The sequence below is a fragment of the Pinisolibacter sp. genome (genome assembly GCF_036782435.1).
Taxonomy (GTDB): Bacteria; Pseudomonadota; Alphaproteobacteria; order Rhizobiales; family Ancalomicrobiaceae; genus CALBKH01.
Genome location: NZ_DAIPZB010000012.1, coordinates 24,700 through 38,311 on the forward strand (window position 1 = coordinate 24,700; position 13,612 = coordinate 38,311).

The window sequence follows — 13,612 nt, forward strand, 5'->3', positions numbered from 1 at the left end:
AGAGGCAACGATGAAGACCACACCGGCCGGAGAGGACGGCTCCGCGGCGCTGGACGACGTGATCGCGGTTTCACGTGAAACGACGGCGCGTCTCGAGGCCTACGTCGGGCTCGTGCGGAAATGGCAGAAGAGCCAGAACCTGGTGGCGCCGAGCACCCTCCCCCACATCTGGCGTCGCCACGTCGCCGATTCGGCGCAGGTCCATGCCCTGCTACCGAAGGCGACGCGCTGGGTCGATCTGGGCTCCGGGGCCGGCTTTCCGGGACTGGTGACGTCGATCCTGCTCGCCGAGACGCCCGGGGCGGTGGTCCATCTGGTCGAGAGCAACAAGGGCAAGGCGGCGTTCCTCAGAACCGTCGCGCGGGAGACCGGGGCGCCGGCGGTCGTGCACGACGAACGCATCGAGGATTTCGTCGAAAACTTCTCGGAATCGGTCGACGGCGTGTCGGCGCGGGCGCTTTCGGCGTTCTCGCGGCTGTGCGGTTGGGCAGCGCCGTTGGTGGCTCGAGGAGCCGTCGCGGTTTTCCACAAAGGACAAGATTTTGCGTCCGAATTGGCGGAAGCCACTCTATCTTGGGATCTGGATCTGGTAGAACATATGAGTAAGACGGAACCGACGGGCCGCGTGGTCGAGGTTCGCAAGATCGTTTCACGTGAAATGTCCTGACGGAGCGCCTTTCATGGCCAAGCTCGCCAAGTCGCCTCGCGTTCTCGCCCTGGCCAACCAGAAGGGCGGCGTGGGCAAGACCACGACCGCCATCAATCTCGGCACCGCCCTCGCCGCCATCGGCGAGGAGGTGCTGATCGTCGATCTCGATCCGCAGGGCAACGCCTCGACGGGTCTGGGGATCGATCGGCGGGCGCGTAAGCGCTCCACCTACGACGTGCTGGTCGGCGACCACAGCCTCGAAGAGGTGTTGATCGAGACCGCCGTGCCGCGGCTGTGGGTGGCGCCGTCGACGCTCGATCTGCTCGGCGTCGAGCTGGAGATCGCCGCGACCGCCGACCGCGCCTATCGGCTGCGCAAGGCGATCGCCGACTACATCGAGACGGCGCAGGACGGCGGCCCGCAGTTCAGCTACGTGCTGGTCGACTGCCCGCCGTCGCTGAACCTGCTGACCATCAATGCGATGAGTGCGTCGCATTCGGTGCTGGTGCCGCTGCAGTGCGAGTTCTTCGCGCTGGAGGGTCTGTCGCAGCTGCTGTCGACGGTCGAGCAGGTCAAGGGTGCGCTCAATCCGGAGCTGACCATCCACGGCATCGTGCTGACCATGTACGACGCGCGCAACAATCTCTCCGGTCAGGTGGTGGCGGACGTGCGCGAGCACATGGGCTCGGCGGTCTACGACACGATCATTCCGCGCAACGTGCGCATCTCGGAGGCGCCGTCGCACGGCAAGCCGGCGCTGCTCTACGATCTGAAGTCGGCCGGCAGTCAGGCCTATCTGCGCCTCGCTTCGGAGATCATCCAGCGCGAACGGCGCATCCGGGCCGAAGTGGCGGCCTGATCGATCGGTGACATCGTCCCGGCGTGACGCCGGGATCGGACGGACAGGGGCGGGTCGGCGGCGGCCCGGAACCTCGGGAGGCGACAGTGGAAGAACGCAGGCGGCTCGGACGTGGATTGGCGGCGCTGCTCGGCGACATGGCCGAGCCGGAGATCGCGGCGGCGGAACGCGCCGGGTCGAAGCGGGTGCCGATCGAGATGGTCCACCCCAATCCGCGCAATCCGCGTCGCGCCTTCGACGAGGCCGACCTCGCCGATCTGGCCAAGTCGATCCGCGAGAAGGGTGTGGTCCAGCCGATCCTGGTGCGGCCGGCGCGCGGCATGGCGGGTCATTTCGAGATCATCGCCGGCGAGCGGCGGTGGCGGGCGTCGCAGCGCGCCGGGCAGCACGAGATCCCGGTGATCGTCCAGGACGTCTCCGACAAGGAGGCGCTGGAACTGGCGATCATCGAGAACGTCCAGCGGACCGATCTCAACCCGTTGGAAGAGGCCTTCGGCTACGAGCAGCTGATCGCCGAGTTCGGCTACACCCAGCAGGATCTCGGTGAGATCATCGGCAAGAGCCGCAGCCACGTCGCCAACACGCTGCGCCTCCTCAAGGTGTCGGAGCCGGTGAAGGCGCATCTGCGTTCGGGCCGGATCACCGCCGGTCACGCCCGTGCGGTGCTCGCGGCGGCCGATCCGGAAGGGTTGGCGTCGAAGATCGTCGACGAGGGGCTTTCGGTGCGGCAGGCGGAAGCGCTCGCCCAGGCGCCGCGGCCGAACGACACACCGAAGCCCGGCCGGCCGCGCAAGGACAAAGATGCCGATACGCTGGCGCTGGAGAAGACGCTTTCCGACGCGCTCGGCCTCGCGGTCATCATCGACCACAAGCCGGACGGCTCGGGCGAGGTGAAGGTCCGCTATCGCTCACTGGAGCAGCTCGACGAGGTCTGCCAGCGGCTGCAGCGCGGCTGATCCGGTCGCATCGCATCGCATCGGAGTTCGAGGGGGCGGATCCGTAGGGGTCCGCCTTTTTCGTTTCGGCAGGCTTCGGAGCGGCGGACGATAGGGTGCAATGAGCGAAGCGAATTGCACCTTTTGCGCTACGGCAGACGGAAGAGATCCTGTCGCGCCGGCTCAGCGGCGTGCGGCGACCGATGCGGCCCGGGCGAGCTTCAGAATCGCCTCCGAAACGATGGCGCCGGCCAGATGTGGCTTGGCGCGGCTCTGATGCATGGTCTCGTCGAGGAGGTCGAGGGCGCGGGCGATGCGCTCCTTCGACCACAGGCCGAGCTGGCGGGCGACGACCGGGCGGCGGCGGAAGAAGACCGGCGGCTGCAGGCGCTCGACGACGTCGGTGGCACTGCGACCGGGGCCGATCTCGGCGCGAGCGCGGTCGAGCAGCTGGAAATGGCGGATCAGCATGGTGCCGGCGACCGAGGGCGGAATGCCGGAGGCCTCGAGTTTGCGCAGGGTGGCGTCGGCATCGGCGAGATCGCCGCCGGCGGCCGCGTCGATGAGTTCATCCATGGCGAAGGCGGAAGCGTCGCCGACGATGGCGGCGACATCTGCGAGGGTGATGCGCGGCTGTCCGTGGGCATAGAGGCAGAGTTTGCGCAATTCTCCGCGGGAGGCGAGGCGATCGGCGCCGAGGTGGGCTTCGAGGGCCTCGCGGGCGTCGCGATCGATGTCGAGCTTCGCCTCCTTCAGTTCCTGATCGACCAGGCGGGCGATGTCCTGGGCGGTGTCGGGGTAGCAGGGGATGGCGACGGCGGTCGGATGGTCCTCGACCTTCTTCCTGAGGCCGGTGCCCTTCTTCAGATCGCCGGCCTCGATCACCACCAGCGACCCGGTATCGGGGCGTTCGAGCAGAGGTTGGACGGCGGGCAGGACGTTTCGGGCGCCGCAATCGCGTACCCACACGACGCGGCGATCGCCGAAGAGCGAGACGGTCGTCGCCTCGTCGATCAATCGGGCCGGGTCGGAGGAGATCTCGGTGCCGTCGAGACGGACGAGGGAGAAGGGATCGTCGACCTTTCCGGCGGCCGCCTTGACGATCGCCGAGGCGCGTTCGGCGACGAGGCCGTCGTCCGGGCCGTAGACGAGCACGACCGCCGCCCGTTCGGACGGGCGGCGGATGAAAGGCTCGATCTCCGACGGTTTCAACGCGACCATGATTCGCTTCCGAAACGCCGCGCGCCGACGTCAGCGGTGCGTGGCGAAGAAGACCGCGAGCTTGTTGCGGATGTCGCCGGCGACGACGGTGGCGACGCGGTTCTCGGCGTCGCGCTTGGCGCGGACGTCGGCGTAGCGCTGGGGCGAATAGTCGTAAGCCGCCTGCGCGAAGCTGGTGCCGGTGGTGACGGTGGCGCCGGAAGCGATGTCGACCAGGGCGTAGGTCGCGGTGATCCGCTCGACATAGGCGGACGGCAGATTGCGATAGCGCTCGACGCCGACGGCATTGTCGATCGAGGTCACGGTCAGCTCGAGGCGATAGACCGGCTTGCCTTCGACGTCGCCGGCGCCGCCGTAGAGGCCGAAGACCAGTTCGTTGCGCACCTGCTGGCCGACCCGGCCGGAGACCGCGCCGACGTCGATCGAGCGCATCGCCGGGACGGTGCCGGAGGCCTTGCCGTAGAGCGGACGCGGGCCTTCGGTGCAGCCGGCGAGGCCGGCGGCGGCGAGGCCGAGGGTGGTGCCGAGGACGAGGCGGCGAAGGTGGGCGAACCGATCAGGCGACGACATTGACGATCCTCAGCGGTACGACGATGACCTTCTTGGGGTCCTTGCCGCCGAGCGCGGCCTTGACCGCGTCGAGAGCGAGAACCGCTTCGCGAACCTCAGCCTCGCCCGCCGAACGGGCTATCGTCAACTCCGCTCGCTTCTTGCCGTTGATCTGGATCGGCAGTGTGACCGTGTCGTCGATCACCAGAGCGCGGTCGACCACCGGCCAGGCGGCCTGTGAGACGAGACCGCCGCGGCCGAGCGCCGTCCAGCATTCTTCGGCGAGATGCGGCATCATCGGGGCGATGAGGCGGACGAGGACATCGAGGGCCTCGTCGAGCGCGCTCGCCAGCGTCGGATCGTCGGCGATCGCCTCGGCGGAGGCGACGACGCGGCCGATGGTGTTGGCGAACTCGTAGAGGCGGGCGACGGCGCGGTTGAAGCCGAGCTTCTCGATGTCGTCCTCGACGGCGGCCAGCGTCTTGTGGGTGGCCTTGGCGAGGGCCATGGCGGCGGCGGAGCGCTCGCCCGGACCCTTGCCGGCGGTGAGGGCGATGCCGTCGCTCATCAGGCGCCAGACGCGCTGGACGAAGCGATGGGCGCCCTCGACGCCGGCCTCGGTCCAGATGACGTCGCGATCCGGCGGGCTGTCGGAGAGCATGAACCAGCGGGCGGTGTCGGCGCCCCAGGTCGAGAGGATCTCGTCGGGATCGACGGTGTTCTTCTTCGACTTCGACATCTTCTCGATGCCGCCGATCTCGACCGGGCCGGAGCCGTCCTTCATGGTGGCGGAGCGCTTGCCGTCGACCTCTTCGACGAGGATCTCGGCCGGCGAGACCCACTTGCCCTCGGGGCTCTTGTAGGTTTCGTGGACCACCATTCCTTGCGTGAACAGGCCGGCGAAGGGCTCGTCGAGACCGGCGTGGCCGGTCGCCTTCATGGCGCGGGTGAAGAAGCGCGAATAGAGCAGGTGCAGGATCGCGTGCTCGATGCCGCCGATGTACTGGTCGACCGGCAGCCAACGATCGACGACCGGGCGGGTCGTCGGGGCGGTCTCGTTCCACGGATCGGTGAAGCGGGCGAAGTACCAGGACGAATCGACAAAGGTGTCCATGGTGTCGGTTTCGCGCCGGGCGGGCTTGCCGCACTTCGGACAGCCGACGTGCTTCCAGGTCGGATGATGATCGAGCGGGTTGCCGGGACGGTCGAAGGAGGCGTCGTCGGGCAGCAGCACCGGCAGATCGGCGACCGGGACCGGAACGGTGCCGCAGTCGTCGCAGTGGATCATCGGGATCGGGCAACCCCAGTAGCGCTGGCGCGAGATCAGCCAGTCGCGCAGGCGGAAGTTCACCCGACGCTTGCCCATCGGCGCACCGTCGACGATGCGGGCTTCCAGGCGGTCGGCGGTGGCCTCGAAGGCGGCGTCGACCTCGAGACCGTCGAGGAAGTCGGAGTTGTAGAGGGTGCCGTCACCGTCGAAGGCGACGTTTTCGACCGTGTTGGTCGCCGGATCGGTGCCGCGCGGCAGCACCACGGGCGTGACTTCGAGGCCGTACTTGCGAGCGAAGTCGAGGTCGCGCTGGTCGTGGGCCGGACAGCCGAAGATGGCGCCGGTGCCGTAGTCCATGAGGATGAAGTTCGCCACCCACAGCGGCAGCGTCTTGCCCTCGACAAAGGGGTGCTTCACCCGCAGGCCGGTGTCGTAACCCTCCTTCTCGGCGGTCTCGAGCACGGCGACCGAGGTGCCCATGCGCCGGCACTTCTCCTGGAAGGCGGCGAGATCGGCATCCTTGTCACCCAGCGCCTTGGCCAGCGGATGATCCGGCGACATGGCGAGGAAGGACGCGCCGAACAGCGTGTCGGGGCGGGTGGTGAAGATCTCGAGGGTGGTCTCACCGGACGGACCGGGGGCCGCGAGTTCGAAGCGGACCTCGAGGCCGGTCGACTTGCCGATCCAGTTCCTCTGCATCAGCCGCACCTTGTCCGGCCAGCGATCGAGGCGGTCGAGGGCGGAGAGCAGGTCGTCGGAATAGTGGGTGATCTTCAGGAACCACTGGACGAGCTCCTTCTGCTCGACCAGGGCGCCGGAGCGCCAGCCGCGGCCGTCGATCACCTGCTCGTTGGCGAGCACGGTCATGTCGACCGGGTCCCAGTTGACCTTGGATGCGCGGCGATAGGCGAGGCCGGCCTCGAAGAAGTCGACGAACATCTTCTGCTGGTGGCGGTAGTAGTCCGGCGAGCAGGTGGCGACCTCGCGCTTCCAGTCCAGCGACAGACCCATGGTCTTCAGCTGGTTGCGCATGGTGGCGATGTTCTCGTAGGTCCACTTGGCGGGATGGACCTTCATCTGCATGGCGGCGTTCTCGGCCGGCAGGCCGAAGGCATCCCAGCCCATCGGGTGCAGCACCGAGAAGCCCTTGGCGCGCTTGTAGCGTGCCACCACGTCGCCCATGGTGTAGTTGCGGACGTGACCCATGTGGATGCGTCCCGACGGATAGGGGAACATCTCGAGGACGTAGTACTTCGGCCGCGTATCGTCGTTGGAGGTGGCGAAGACGTCCTTCTCGGCCCAGGTCTTCTGCCACTTCGGTTCGGATTCGCGGGGGTTGTAGCGCTCGGAAGCCATGGATCTCGTCGTCCGTCGGGTCGGGTTCGGGCGGCGCCACGCGAGAGTTCGGGATCGCGCGATGTGCGTCGTCTCTGGTCGGCGCCGACCTTCACCAGAAAGACGCGGACGGGTCAATGGTTTCCGGCCGATTCCGGCGCCTGCGGCAGCGTTCGCGAGAGGGTGCGTGGCGGATCGGTCGCCCTTCGTGCTAAGGCGGCGGGCATCGAGACCCGCGAGGACCGCTCATCCATGACCGCCGCCGACAATCTCGCCGAGATCCGCAACCGCATCACCCGCGCCACCCGCATCGCCGGCCGCCCGGCCGGATCGGTCACGCTGGTGGCGGTGTCGAAGACCTTCTCGATCGAAGAGATCCGCCCGGTGATCGAAGCGGGGCAGCGGGTGTTCGGCGAGAACCGGGTGCAGGAGGCGAAGGCCAAGTGGCCGACCCTGCGCGCCGAGACGGGCGATCTCGAGCTGCACCTCATCGGTCCGCTGCAGTCGAACAAGGCCGGCGAGGCGGTCGAGCTCTTCGACGTGATCCACACGGTCGATCGCGACAAGATCGCCGCGGCACTCGCAGCCGAGATGGCGAAGCAGGGACGGCGGCCGCGGCTCTTCGTCCAGGTCAACACCGGGGCGGAGCCGCAGAAGGCGGGTGTCGATCCGCGGGAGGCGGTCGCCTTCGTCGAGCGGTGCCGGAACGAGCACGGATTGGCGATCGACGGGCTGATGTGCATCCCGCCGGCCGAGGACGCGCCGGGTCCGCATTTCGCGCTGTTGGCCATGCTGGCGAAGGAGGCGGGGGCCGGCGGGCTGTCGATGGGCATGTCGTCCGACTTCGAGACGGCGATCGATCTCGGCGCCACCCATGTCCGCGTCGGCAGCGCCATCTTCGGGACGCGACCGAAACCGGTGTGAGTGCCCGTCGGACGAGTCCGGCGATTCGATGCAATCACGAAATGATTTCGATATCGAAACGATAGACTCGCACAGAGACTCCTGGGCGGCTGTTTCCGCAGTGGTTCGACCCTTCGGTGCAGCGGCGACGAACGGCCGTGGGTGAGACTCTCAGGGGCCTTGGCGTCGATCTTCGATTCGAGCCCGTTTCGATTCGGCCGAAGCGAGGTCGGTCACCGAGCCGTCTGCTCTCTGCCCGAGTCGGTCAGCCGATCACCATCACCGGGTGTGGACCGAGCCGCGGCAACAGCCGGCGCATGTCCTCGGGGCGGAGCGCGACGCAGCCGGCGGTCGGCTCGAAGCCGTCGCGGGCGAGGTGGAAGAAGATGGCACTGCCACGCCCGATCACCCGCCGCCGGACGTTGGCATCGAGGACGATCACCACGTCGTAGAGATGATCGTCGCGCCGCATCACTTCGTGCGATCCGCGGAACGGTAGACGGACCGGGCGATTGTAGCGGCCGTCGGCCACATCGTCGCACCAGCCGTCGTCGGCGCGAATCGGCGAGAGCGGCACCGGACCGCCCGGCGGCAGAGCGCGATCGGCGCGGCGATGGCCGTAGAGCAGGGCGAAGCGGCCGACCGGAGTGGCGCCGTCGCCTTCCCGCTTGAAACGCGTCAGGCCGGAGCGACCGAGGGCGCACGGCAGGGTGATGCCGGCGACGGTGAGGAGGCCGAGATGCGGCGCGGCGCCGGGACGCCGGCGGACGCGAAGGAGACGCGGCTTCGAGGCGGCGGCGGGGCGGCGAAGCGACAAGGGCAACGAGCCTCCTCGAGAATGCGCTCGGAGATCGACCTTCGCCGCGGGCGCGCCACTTGGCAATCGCCGTGTCGCGCAAATGCCGGCGCCGCCCCGGAATCATGCCGGGCGCCGCCCCGGAGATCACCGCTTGCCAGCACCGGCGGTCCGTCGGATCATGACATTTCGACGAAACGGTTCGGGAGGCGGTCTCTTGAGCGAGGGTATGGGCGGCGGCGTGCCGGGGGGCGACGACGCCGGACCGTCGGTGATCCGGCTGGCTCGGGCGAAGGAGGATCGCGAGGTCACCTTCGATCGGCGCGAGCTCTTCGAGATCCTGCGCGTCTACGGGCGGATGGTGGCGAGCGGCGAGTGGCGCGACTACGCCATCGACCATCTCGCCGATCGGGCGGTGTTCTCGGTGTTCCGGCGCACTTCGGAGACGCCGCTCTTCCGCATCGAGAAGACCCCGAAACTGGCGGCGCGTCAGGGCGCCTATGCGGTGATCGACCAGGGCGGGCGCATCCTCAAGCGCGGTGCCGATCTCGCCCGCGTCGTCGCGGTGCTGGAGAAGAAGCCGAAACTCGTCGAAATCTGACGATCACGCCGCACCGAACGATGCGGCCGGCGCTTTCGCGCGGGGGGCTCAGGAGCCGAGCCGCTCGACCCGGCGGGCGCCGAGGATCGGGCCGGGACCGCCCTCGCCTTCCGCCTGCAACAGGATGGCGCACCCTTCCTCGTTCTCGTGGACCATCTCCTGGCGCGGCAACTCGATGCGCAGCGCCTTGCCCTTCCACATGCCGATCGGCTGGAGCGCCTTGACCAGGTGGGTGTAGGTGACGGTCCTGCCGGAGTTCTCGCCGCGGCCGATCGGGATCGTGCGGGTGCGGTCGTAGCGGACGAGCCAGACGGTGGCGCGGGTTCCGGCGAGGGCGTCCGGCCCGTCGGCGATACGAACGACGAGCGAATCGCGGGTCGTCTCGGCGTCGACGTCGACCATCGGCGCCTCGTTCTTGTCGACGAGGGCCGAAACGGTGCTCTCGATCGCGTCGCGATCGCTGCCGACGACATGGGTGCGGCCGTCGATCACCACCTGCGGGGTGTAGACGGTGCGGTCGCCGCGCGCTTCGGCATAGCCGCGTTGGCGCTGGGTGAATTCGGGGCGGGCGGCGGTGTCCTTCCAGCCGAGATAGTCCCAGTAGTCGACGGCGAAGGTGAGCGCGACCAGCGTGTCGTCGGCGGCGAGGCGGCCGAGGAGGGCGTCGGCGGGCGGGCACTTGCCGCAGCCCTGGCTGGTGAAGAGCTCGATGACGGCGCGCGGCCGGCTCTCGCCGGCGACGGCGGCCCCACCCGCGACGAAGACCGTTGCGACGACGGCGGCACATGCGGCGGTGACCGCTATGGCGAGTGCGCCCGGTTTCGTCGACACCTGTTCCACCTCGTCGGGGTTGATGCGTGGCGCGCCGACGTCGTCCAGGGGCGACGGCGTCGGTCGGAACCGCGGGCGGAGAATAGTCCGCTGGTCGGCTCTCGAACCAGTCACTTCGGGGTGAGAACCCGCGAAATGACGGAATTTCGTCGTGAACCCTGGCCGTCGCGACCGATCCGCGCTCCACCGACCGACATTCTCGCGGTTTCCCGTCGCGGCGTCTTCCTGTAAGAGGCAGGCGAGAACCGGTCGCGCCGAGAGGTCGGCGCCTTCAGACGAGCGGACGGGAGCATGTCGACCAGCGTGAAACGCCTCATCGGCCGTTCCCTGTCGCTCGATCGCGGTGGCCGACGGGTGTTGCAGGATCTCTCCTTCGAGGCGGTGGCCGGCAGCGCGCTCGTCGTCACCGGCTCCAACGGCGCCGGCAAGTCGACGCTGCTGCGCCTGATCGCCGGGCTGCTCCGGCCGGTCGCCGGGGAGATCTCCGTCGAGGGCGGCGATCCGGAGCTGACCATTCCGCAGCAGTGCCACTATTTCGGCCATATGGACGCTCTCAAACCGCAGCTGTCGGTGGAGGAGAATCTCGGCTTCTGGCGTACCTTCGCCGGCACGCCGGACGACACGGTGATCGAGGCGCTCGATCGCGTCGGGCTGGCACGTCTGGCGACGCTGCCGGCGGCGTATCTGTCGGCCGGCCAGCGGCGGCGCCTCGCCTTCGCGCGGCTGCTCGTCACGAAGCGGCCGATCTGGCTGCTCGACGAGCCGACCTCGGCGCTCGACGCGGCGTCGGAGGCGCGGTTGCTCGAGATCGTCGGCGAACATCTCACCGCCGGCGGTCTGGTGGTGGCGGCGACGCATCTCGCCCTGCCGTTCGAGCGCATGGACAGCCTGCGCCTCGGCGCCAGCGTGGTGGAGGCGGCATGAGCGCGCTCTCCTCCCTCTTCGTGCGCGAGATGAAGCTCGCCACCCGGGTCGGCGGCGGCGCGCTGATGGGGGCGCTGTTCTTCCTGATCGTGGTGACGGTGGTCCCCTTCGGCGTCGGACCGGACCTCAATCTCCTCGCCCGAATCGGTCCGGCGATCCTGTGGATCGGCGCCCTGCTCGCCACGCTGCTATCGCTCGATCGCCTGTTCCAGGCCGACCGCGACGACGGCGGGCTCGATCTGATCCTGATGGGCGAAACGCCGCTCGAGCTGGTGGTGCTGGTGAAGTGCCTGGCCCATTGGACGGCGACCGGGCTGCCGCTGGTGATCGCCTCGCCGGTGCTGGCGATCTTCATGAACATGGAGCCGGTGGCGATCGGTGCGACGACGCTGACGCTGGCGGTCGGTACGCCGGCCCTGACCTTCGTCGGGGCGATCGGCGCGGCGCTCACCGTCTCCTTGCGGCGCGGCGGGCTGCTGCTCGCCATCCTGGTGTTGCCGCTCACCGTGCCGGTGATGATCTTCGGGGTGTCGGCGGCGACGGCGGCGGTCCAGGAACCGGTGCCGTTCGCCACGCCGTTCTCGATCCTCGCCGCGCTCGGACTGTTCTCGATGGTGCTCGGGCCGATCGCCGGGGCGGCGGCGCTGCGCTTCGCCGGCGACTGAGGTCACGTCGACTTGATCCGTCGCAAGGCGTTGCGGCCGAATACGCCTCATTGATGCCGCGCCGTTCGGGCTCTAGAACGGGTCGCGACGGAGAAGCAGAGCGGAAGCGGTGGGCCGGAAGGTCGCCGACGACGCCGGGACCCGAGACGGGGACCCCACGGGACGAGACGATGCGTCTGATCGATTACGCCAATCCCACACGTTTCCTCGGCCTGTCGGCGACGCTGCTGCCATGGCTCGCCGCGGTGACGGCGATCACCTTCGCGGTCGGGCTCTACATGGTCTTCTTCGTCGCGCCGGCCGACTATCAGCAGGGCGAGACGGTGAAGATCATGTACATCCACGTGCCTTTCGCGTGGTTGTCGATGTTCTGCTACATGACCATGGCGGCCTCGGCTTTCGGCACGCTGGTGTGGCGCCATCCGCTCGCCGACGTTTCGGCCAAGTGTGCGGCGCCGATCGGTGCGGCCTTCACCTTCCTGGCGCTGGCGACCGGTTCGCTGTGGGGCAAGCCGATGTGGGGCACCTGGTGGGTGTGGGACGCCCGCCTCACCTCGGTGCTGGTGCTGTTCATCATGTATCTCGGCCTGATCGCACTGCAGGAGACGATCGAGGATCCGGCGCGGGCCGCCAAGGCGAGCGCCATCCTGACGCTGGTCGGCGTCGTCAACATCCCGATCATCAAGTTCTCGGTCGACTGGTGGAACACGCTGCATCAGCCGTCGTCGGTGTTCCGCATGGGCGGATCGACCATCGCGACGTCGATGCTGGTGCCGCTCCTGGTCATGGCGGTCGCCTTCACCCTGCTCTTCCTCGTCTTCCATCTCATGGCGATGCGCAACGAGATCCTGAGGCGACGGATCCGCGCCATGCGCATGATCGAAGCGGCGGGAGCGGAATGACCATGTTCGGAAACCACGCCGGCTTCATCTTCGCCGCCTACGGCATCGCCATTCTGGTGATCGCGGCGCTGTTCGTCTGGATCGTCGTCGACGGTCGCAGTCAGCGCCGGCAGCTCGCCGATCTCGAATCTCGCGGGGTGCGTCGTCGCTCCGAGCGCAGCGCCGACGGAGGAACGGCATGAACGACACGCCCGCCGAACCCGAAGCCGAAGCGACGGGCCGACCCGGCAACCGGCGCATTCTGGTGGCGCTGCCGGCGATCGTGTTCGCGGCGCTGGCCGGGCTCTTCCTCTATCAGCTGGAGAGCGGTCACGACCCGCACAAGCTGCCGTCGGCGCTGGTGGGCAAACCGGTGCCCGATTTCGCCCTGCCGGCGCTCGAGGGCATGTCGCGCGACGGCAAGCCGGTGCCGGGGTTCGGCAGCAGCGAGCTGAAGACGCCGGGCAAGGTGACGGTGGTCAACGTCTTCGCGTCGTGGTGCGTGCCGTGCCGACAGGAGCACCCGATCCTGTCGCTGATCGAGAAGGATCCGCGGGTTCGGCTCGTCGGGCTGAACTACAAGGACCAGCCCGAGAACGCCCGCCGGTTCCTCGCCGCGCTCGGCAATCCCTATTCGGCGATCGGTGCCGACGAGAAGGGGCGGGTCGGGATCGACTGGGGCGTCTACGGCGTGCCGGAGACCTTCGTCGTCGATGCGACGGGCACCATCACCTACAAATTCGTCGGTCCGCTGTCGGAAACCTCGTTGAAGCAGGTTCTCGCACCGGAAATCGACAAGGCGGCGGCGCGCGGCAAGCCCGCCTCGTGAGGGGGCCGGCGCGCCGAAACACGCCGACCGATCGTTTCGAAGCGATCAGTAGCAGACCCGCACCCGACGCCAGCGCCAACGCGGGCCGTAGCTGGTCATCACCCGGACGCGGCGACGCTCGGTGTAGCATCCGTCGCGACGCCAGTGACGATGGCGGCGGAAGCCGGGCGGCGGCGGGGCTCCGACGATGACACCCGAGCCGGGAACGATGATCTGGGCTTCGGCGACGGCGAGACCGTCGGCGAAGAGGATGCCGGTGGCGAGCGCGAAGGCGGTGATGATCTTCTTCACGGGGTTCTCCTCTCTTCGTGGCGAGGCGCCGCTGTGACGTCGCCGGCGGGCACGGACTCGCGGGCGACGGGGT

At 68.5% G+C, this 13,612-nt stretch carries 16 protein-coding genes; 10 read left to right on the forward strand and 6 right to left on the reverse strand.

Going from position 1 to position 13,612, the window contains the following annotated elements; genetic code table 11:
- The first annotated feature begins 10 nt into the window (after positions 1-10).
- The 3 genes from rsmG (at position 11) to V7Q42_RS07150 (ending at position 2,464) form a co-directional block, all read left to right on the forward strand.
- Positions 11-667, forward strand: a complete 657-nt coding sequence (rsmG, locus tag V7Q42_RS07140; RefSeq protein ID WP_333823226.1) for a 16S rRNA (guanine(527)-N(7))-methyltransferase RsmG — start codon at positions 11-13, stop codon at positions 665-667.
- A gap of 13 nt (positions 668-680) precedes the next feature.
- On the forward strand, positions 681-1,508 hold the full coding sequence (locus V7Q42_RS07145; RefSeq protein WP_333823227.1) for a ParA family protein: 828 nt from the start codon (positions 681-683) through the stop codon (positions 1,506-1,508).
- Positions 1,509-1,645: 137 nt separating this feature from the next.
- Complete coding sequence (locus V7Q42_RS07150) at positions 1,646-2,464, forward strand: ParB/RepB/Spo0J family partition protein (RefSeq protein ID WP_333823304.1); 819 nt, start codon at positions 1,646-1,648, stop codon at positions 2,462-2,464.
- 162 nt (positions 2,465-2,626) lie between these two features.
- Here V7Q42_RS07150 and holA read toward each other — a convergent pair whose 3' ends face one another.
- Genes holA through leuS form a run of 3 tightly spaced genes read right to left on the reverse strand, consistent with a single transcriptional unit; the run spans position 2,627 to position 6,839 of the window.
- The gene (gene holA / locus V7Q42_RS07155; RefSeq protein WP_333823228.1) at positions 2,627-3,664 is read right to left on the reverse strand and encodes a DNA polymerase III subunit delta; all 1,038 of its coding nucleotides are present in this window, start codon (positions 3,662-3,664) and stop codon (positions 2,627-2,629) included.
- Positions 3,665-3,694: 30 nt separating this feature from the next.
- A complete protein-coding gene (gene lptE, locus V7Q42_RS07160; protein ID WP_333823229.1) occupies positions 3,695-4,234 on the reverse strand; it encodes an LPS assembly lipoprotein LptE in 540 nt (179 codons plus the stop codon).
- Complete coding sequence (gene leuS, locus V7Q42_RS07165; RefSeq protein ID WP_333823230.1) at positions 4,221-6,839, reverse strand: leucine--tRNA ligase; 2,619 nt, start codon at positions 6,837-6,839, stop codon at positions 4,221-4,223. The genes lptE and leuS overlap by 14 nt, the downstream gene beginning before the upstream one ends.
- 231 nt (positions 6,840-7,070) lie before the next feature.
- On the opposite strand from leuS, the gene V7Q42_RS07170 reads away from it, so the two are divergent.
- Complete coding sequence (locus V7Q42_RS07170; RefSeq protein ID WP_333823231.1) at positions 7,071-7,742, forward strand: YggS family pyridoxal phosphate-dependent enzyme; 672 nt, start codon at positions 7,071-7,073, stop codon at positions 7,740-7,742.
- A gap of 244 nt (positions 7,743-7,986) precedes the next feature.
- Here V7Q42_RS07170 and V7Q42_RS07175 read toward each other — a convergent pair whose 3' ends face one another.
- Positions 7,987-8,538: a L,D-transpeptidase family protein gene (locus V7Q42_RS07175; protein ID WP_333823232.1), complete on the reverse strand. Its 552-nt coding sequence runs from the start codon at positions 8,536-8,538 to the stop codon at positions 7,987-7,989.
- Between the two features lie 196 nt (positions 8,539-8,734).
- On the opposite strand from V7Q42_RS07175, the gene V7Q42_RS07180 reads away from it, so the two are divergent.
- Positions 8,735-9,118 carry a DUF2794 domain-containing protein gene (locus V7Q42_RS07180; protein ID WP_442958173.1) on the forward strand — a complete coding sequence of 128 codons (384 nt, stop codon included), beginning with the start codon at positions 8,735-8,737 and terminating at the stop codon, positions 9,116-9,118.
- 48 nt (positions 9,119-9,166) lie between these two features.
- Here the strand turns inward: V7Q42_RS07180 and V7Q42_RS07185 are convergent, their stop codons facing one another.
- The gene (locus V7Q42_RS07185) at positions 9,167-9,949 is read right to left on the reverse strand and encodes a DUF1223 domain-containing protein (protein WP_333823234.1); all 783 of its coding nucleotides are present in this window, start codon (positions 9,947-9,949) and stop codon (positions 9,167-9,169) included.
- A 291-nt stretch (positions 9,950-10,240) separates the two neighbouring features.
- On the opposite strand from V7Q42_RS07185, the gene ccmA reads away from it, so the two are divergent.
- The 5 genes from ccmA (at position 10,241) to V7Q42_RS07210 (ending at position 13,248) form a co-directional block, all read left to right on the forward strand.
- Complete coding sequence (ccmA, locus tag V7Q42_RS07190; protein WP_333823235.1) at positions 10,241-10,873, forward strand: heme ABC exporter ATP-binding protein CcmA; 633 nt, start codon at positions 10,241-10,243, stop codon at positions 10,871-10,873.
- On the forward strand, positions 10,870-11,538 hold the full coding sequence (ccmB, locus tag V7Q42_RS07195) for a heme exporter protein CcmB (RefSeq protein ID WP_333823236.1): 669 nt from the start codon (positions 10,870-10,872) through the stop codon (positions 11,536-11,538). Before ccmA ends, ccmB begins: the two co-directional genes overlap by 4 nt.
- A gap of 170 nt (positions 11,539-11,708) precedes the next feature.
- The gene (locus tag V7Q42_RS07200; protein ID WP_333823237.1) at positions 11,709-12,440 is read left to right on the forward strand and encodes a heme ABC transporter permease; all 732 of its coding nucleotides are present in this window, start codon (positions 11,709-11,711) and stop codon (positions 12,438-12,440) included.
- Positions 12,437-12,622: a heme exporter protein CcmD gene (ccmD, locus tag V7Q42_RS07205; RefSeq protein ID WP_442958174.1), complete on the forward strand. Its 186-nt coding sequence runs from the start codon at positions 12,437-12,439 to the stop codon at positions 12,620-12,622. Before V7Q42_RS07200 ends, ccmD begins: the two co-directional genes overlap by 4 nt.
- Positions 12,619-13,248, forward strand: a complete 630-nt coding sequence (locus tag V7Q42_RS07210; RefSeq protein ID WP_333823238.1) for a DsbE family thiol:disulfide interchange protein — start codon at positions 12,619-12,621, stop codon at positions 13,246-13,248. Before ccmD ends, V7Q42_RS07210 begins: the two co-directional genes overlap by 4 nt.
- 45 nt (positions 13,249-13,293) lie before the next feature.
- Here the strand turns inward: V7Q42_RS07210 and V7Q42_RS07215 are convergent, their stop codons facing one another.
- Positions 13,294-13,539 carry a hypothetical protein gene (locus V7Q42_RS07215; protein WP_333823240.1) on the reverse strand — a complete coding sequence of 82 codons (246 nt, stop codon included), beginning with the start codon at positions 13,537-13,539 and terminating at the stop codon, positions 13,294-13,296.
- Between the last annotated feature and the right edge of the window lie 73 nt (positions 13,540-13,612).

Excerpts from the sequence above, each read along its gene's own strand:
- holA (WP_333823228.1), bottom strand. The coding sequence starts at position 3,664 with ATGGTCGCGTTGAAACCGTCGGAGATCGAGCCTTTCATCCGCCGCCCG.
- ccmB (WP_333823236.1), top strand. The coding sequence starts at position 10,870 with ATGAGCGCGCTCTCCTCCCTCTTCGTGCGCGAGATGAAGCTCGCCACC.
- V7Q42_RS07200 (WP_333823237.1), top strand. The coding sequence starts at position 11,709 with ATGCGTCTGATCGATTACGCCAATCCCACACGTTTCCTCGGCCTGTCG.
- leuS (WP_333823230.1), bottom strand. The coding sequence starts at position 6,839 with ATGGCTTCCGAGCGCTACAACCCCCGCGAATCCGAACCGAAGTGGCAG.
- ccmA (WP_333823235.1), top strand. The coding sequence starts at position 10,241 with ATGTCGACCAGCGTGAAACGCCTCATCGGCCGTTCCCTGTCGCTCGAT.
- rsmG (WP_333823226.1), top strand. The coding sequence starts at position 11 with ATGAAGACCACACCGGCCGGAGAGGACGGCTCCGCGGCGCTGGACGAC.
- V7Q42_RS07210 (WP_333823238.1), top strand. The coding sequence starts at position 12,619 with ATGAACGACACGCCCGCCGAACCCGAAGCCGAAGCGACGGGCCGACCC.
- V7Q42_RS07150 (WP_333823304.1), top strand. The coding sequence starts at position 1,646 with ATGGCCGAGCCGGAGATCGCGGCGGCGGAACGCGCCGGGTCGAAGCGG.
- V7Q42_RS07170 (WP_333823231.1), top strand. The coding sequence starts at position 7,071 with ATGACCGCCGCCGACAATCTCGCCGAGATCCGCAACCGCATCACCCGC.
- ccmD (WP_442958174.1), top strand. The coding sequence starts at position 12,437 with ATGACCATGTTCGGAAACCACGCCGGCTTCATCTTCGCCGCCTACGGC.
- lptE (WP_333823229.1), bottom strand. The coding sequence starts at position 4,234 with ATGTCGTCGCCTGATCGGTTCGCCCACCTTCGCCGCCTCGTCCTCGGC.
- V7Q42_RS07145 (WP_333823227.1), top strand. The coding sequence starts at position 681 with ATGGCCAAGCTCGCCAAGTCGCCTCGCGTTCTCGCCCTGGCCAACCAG.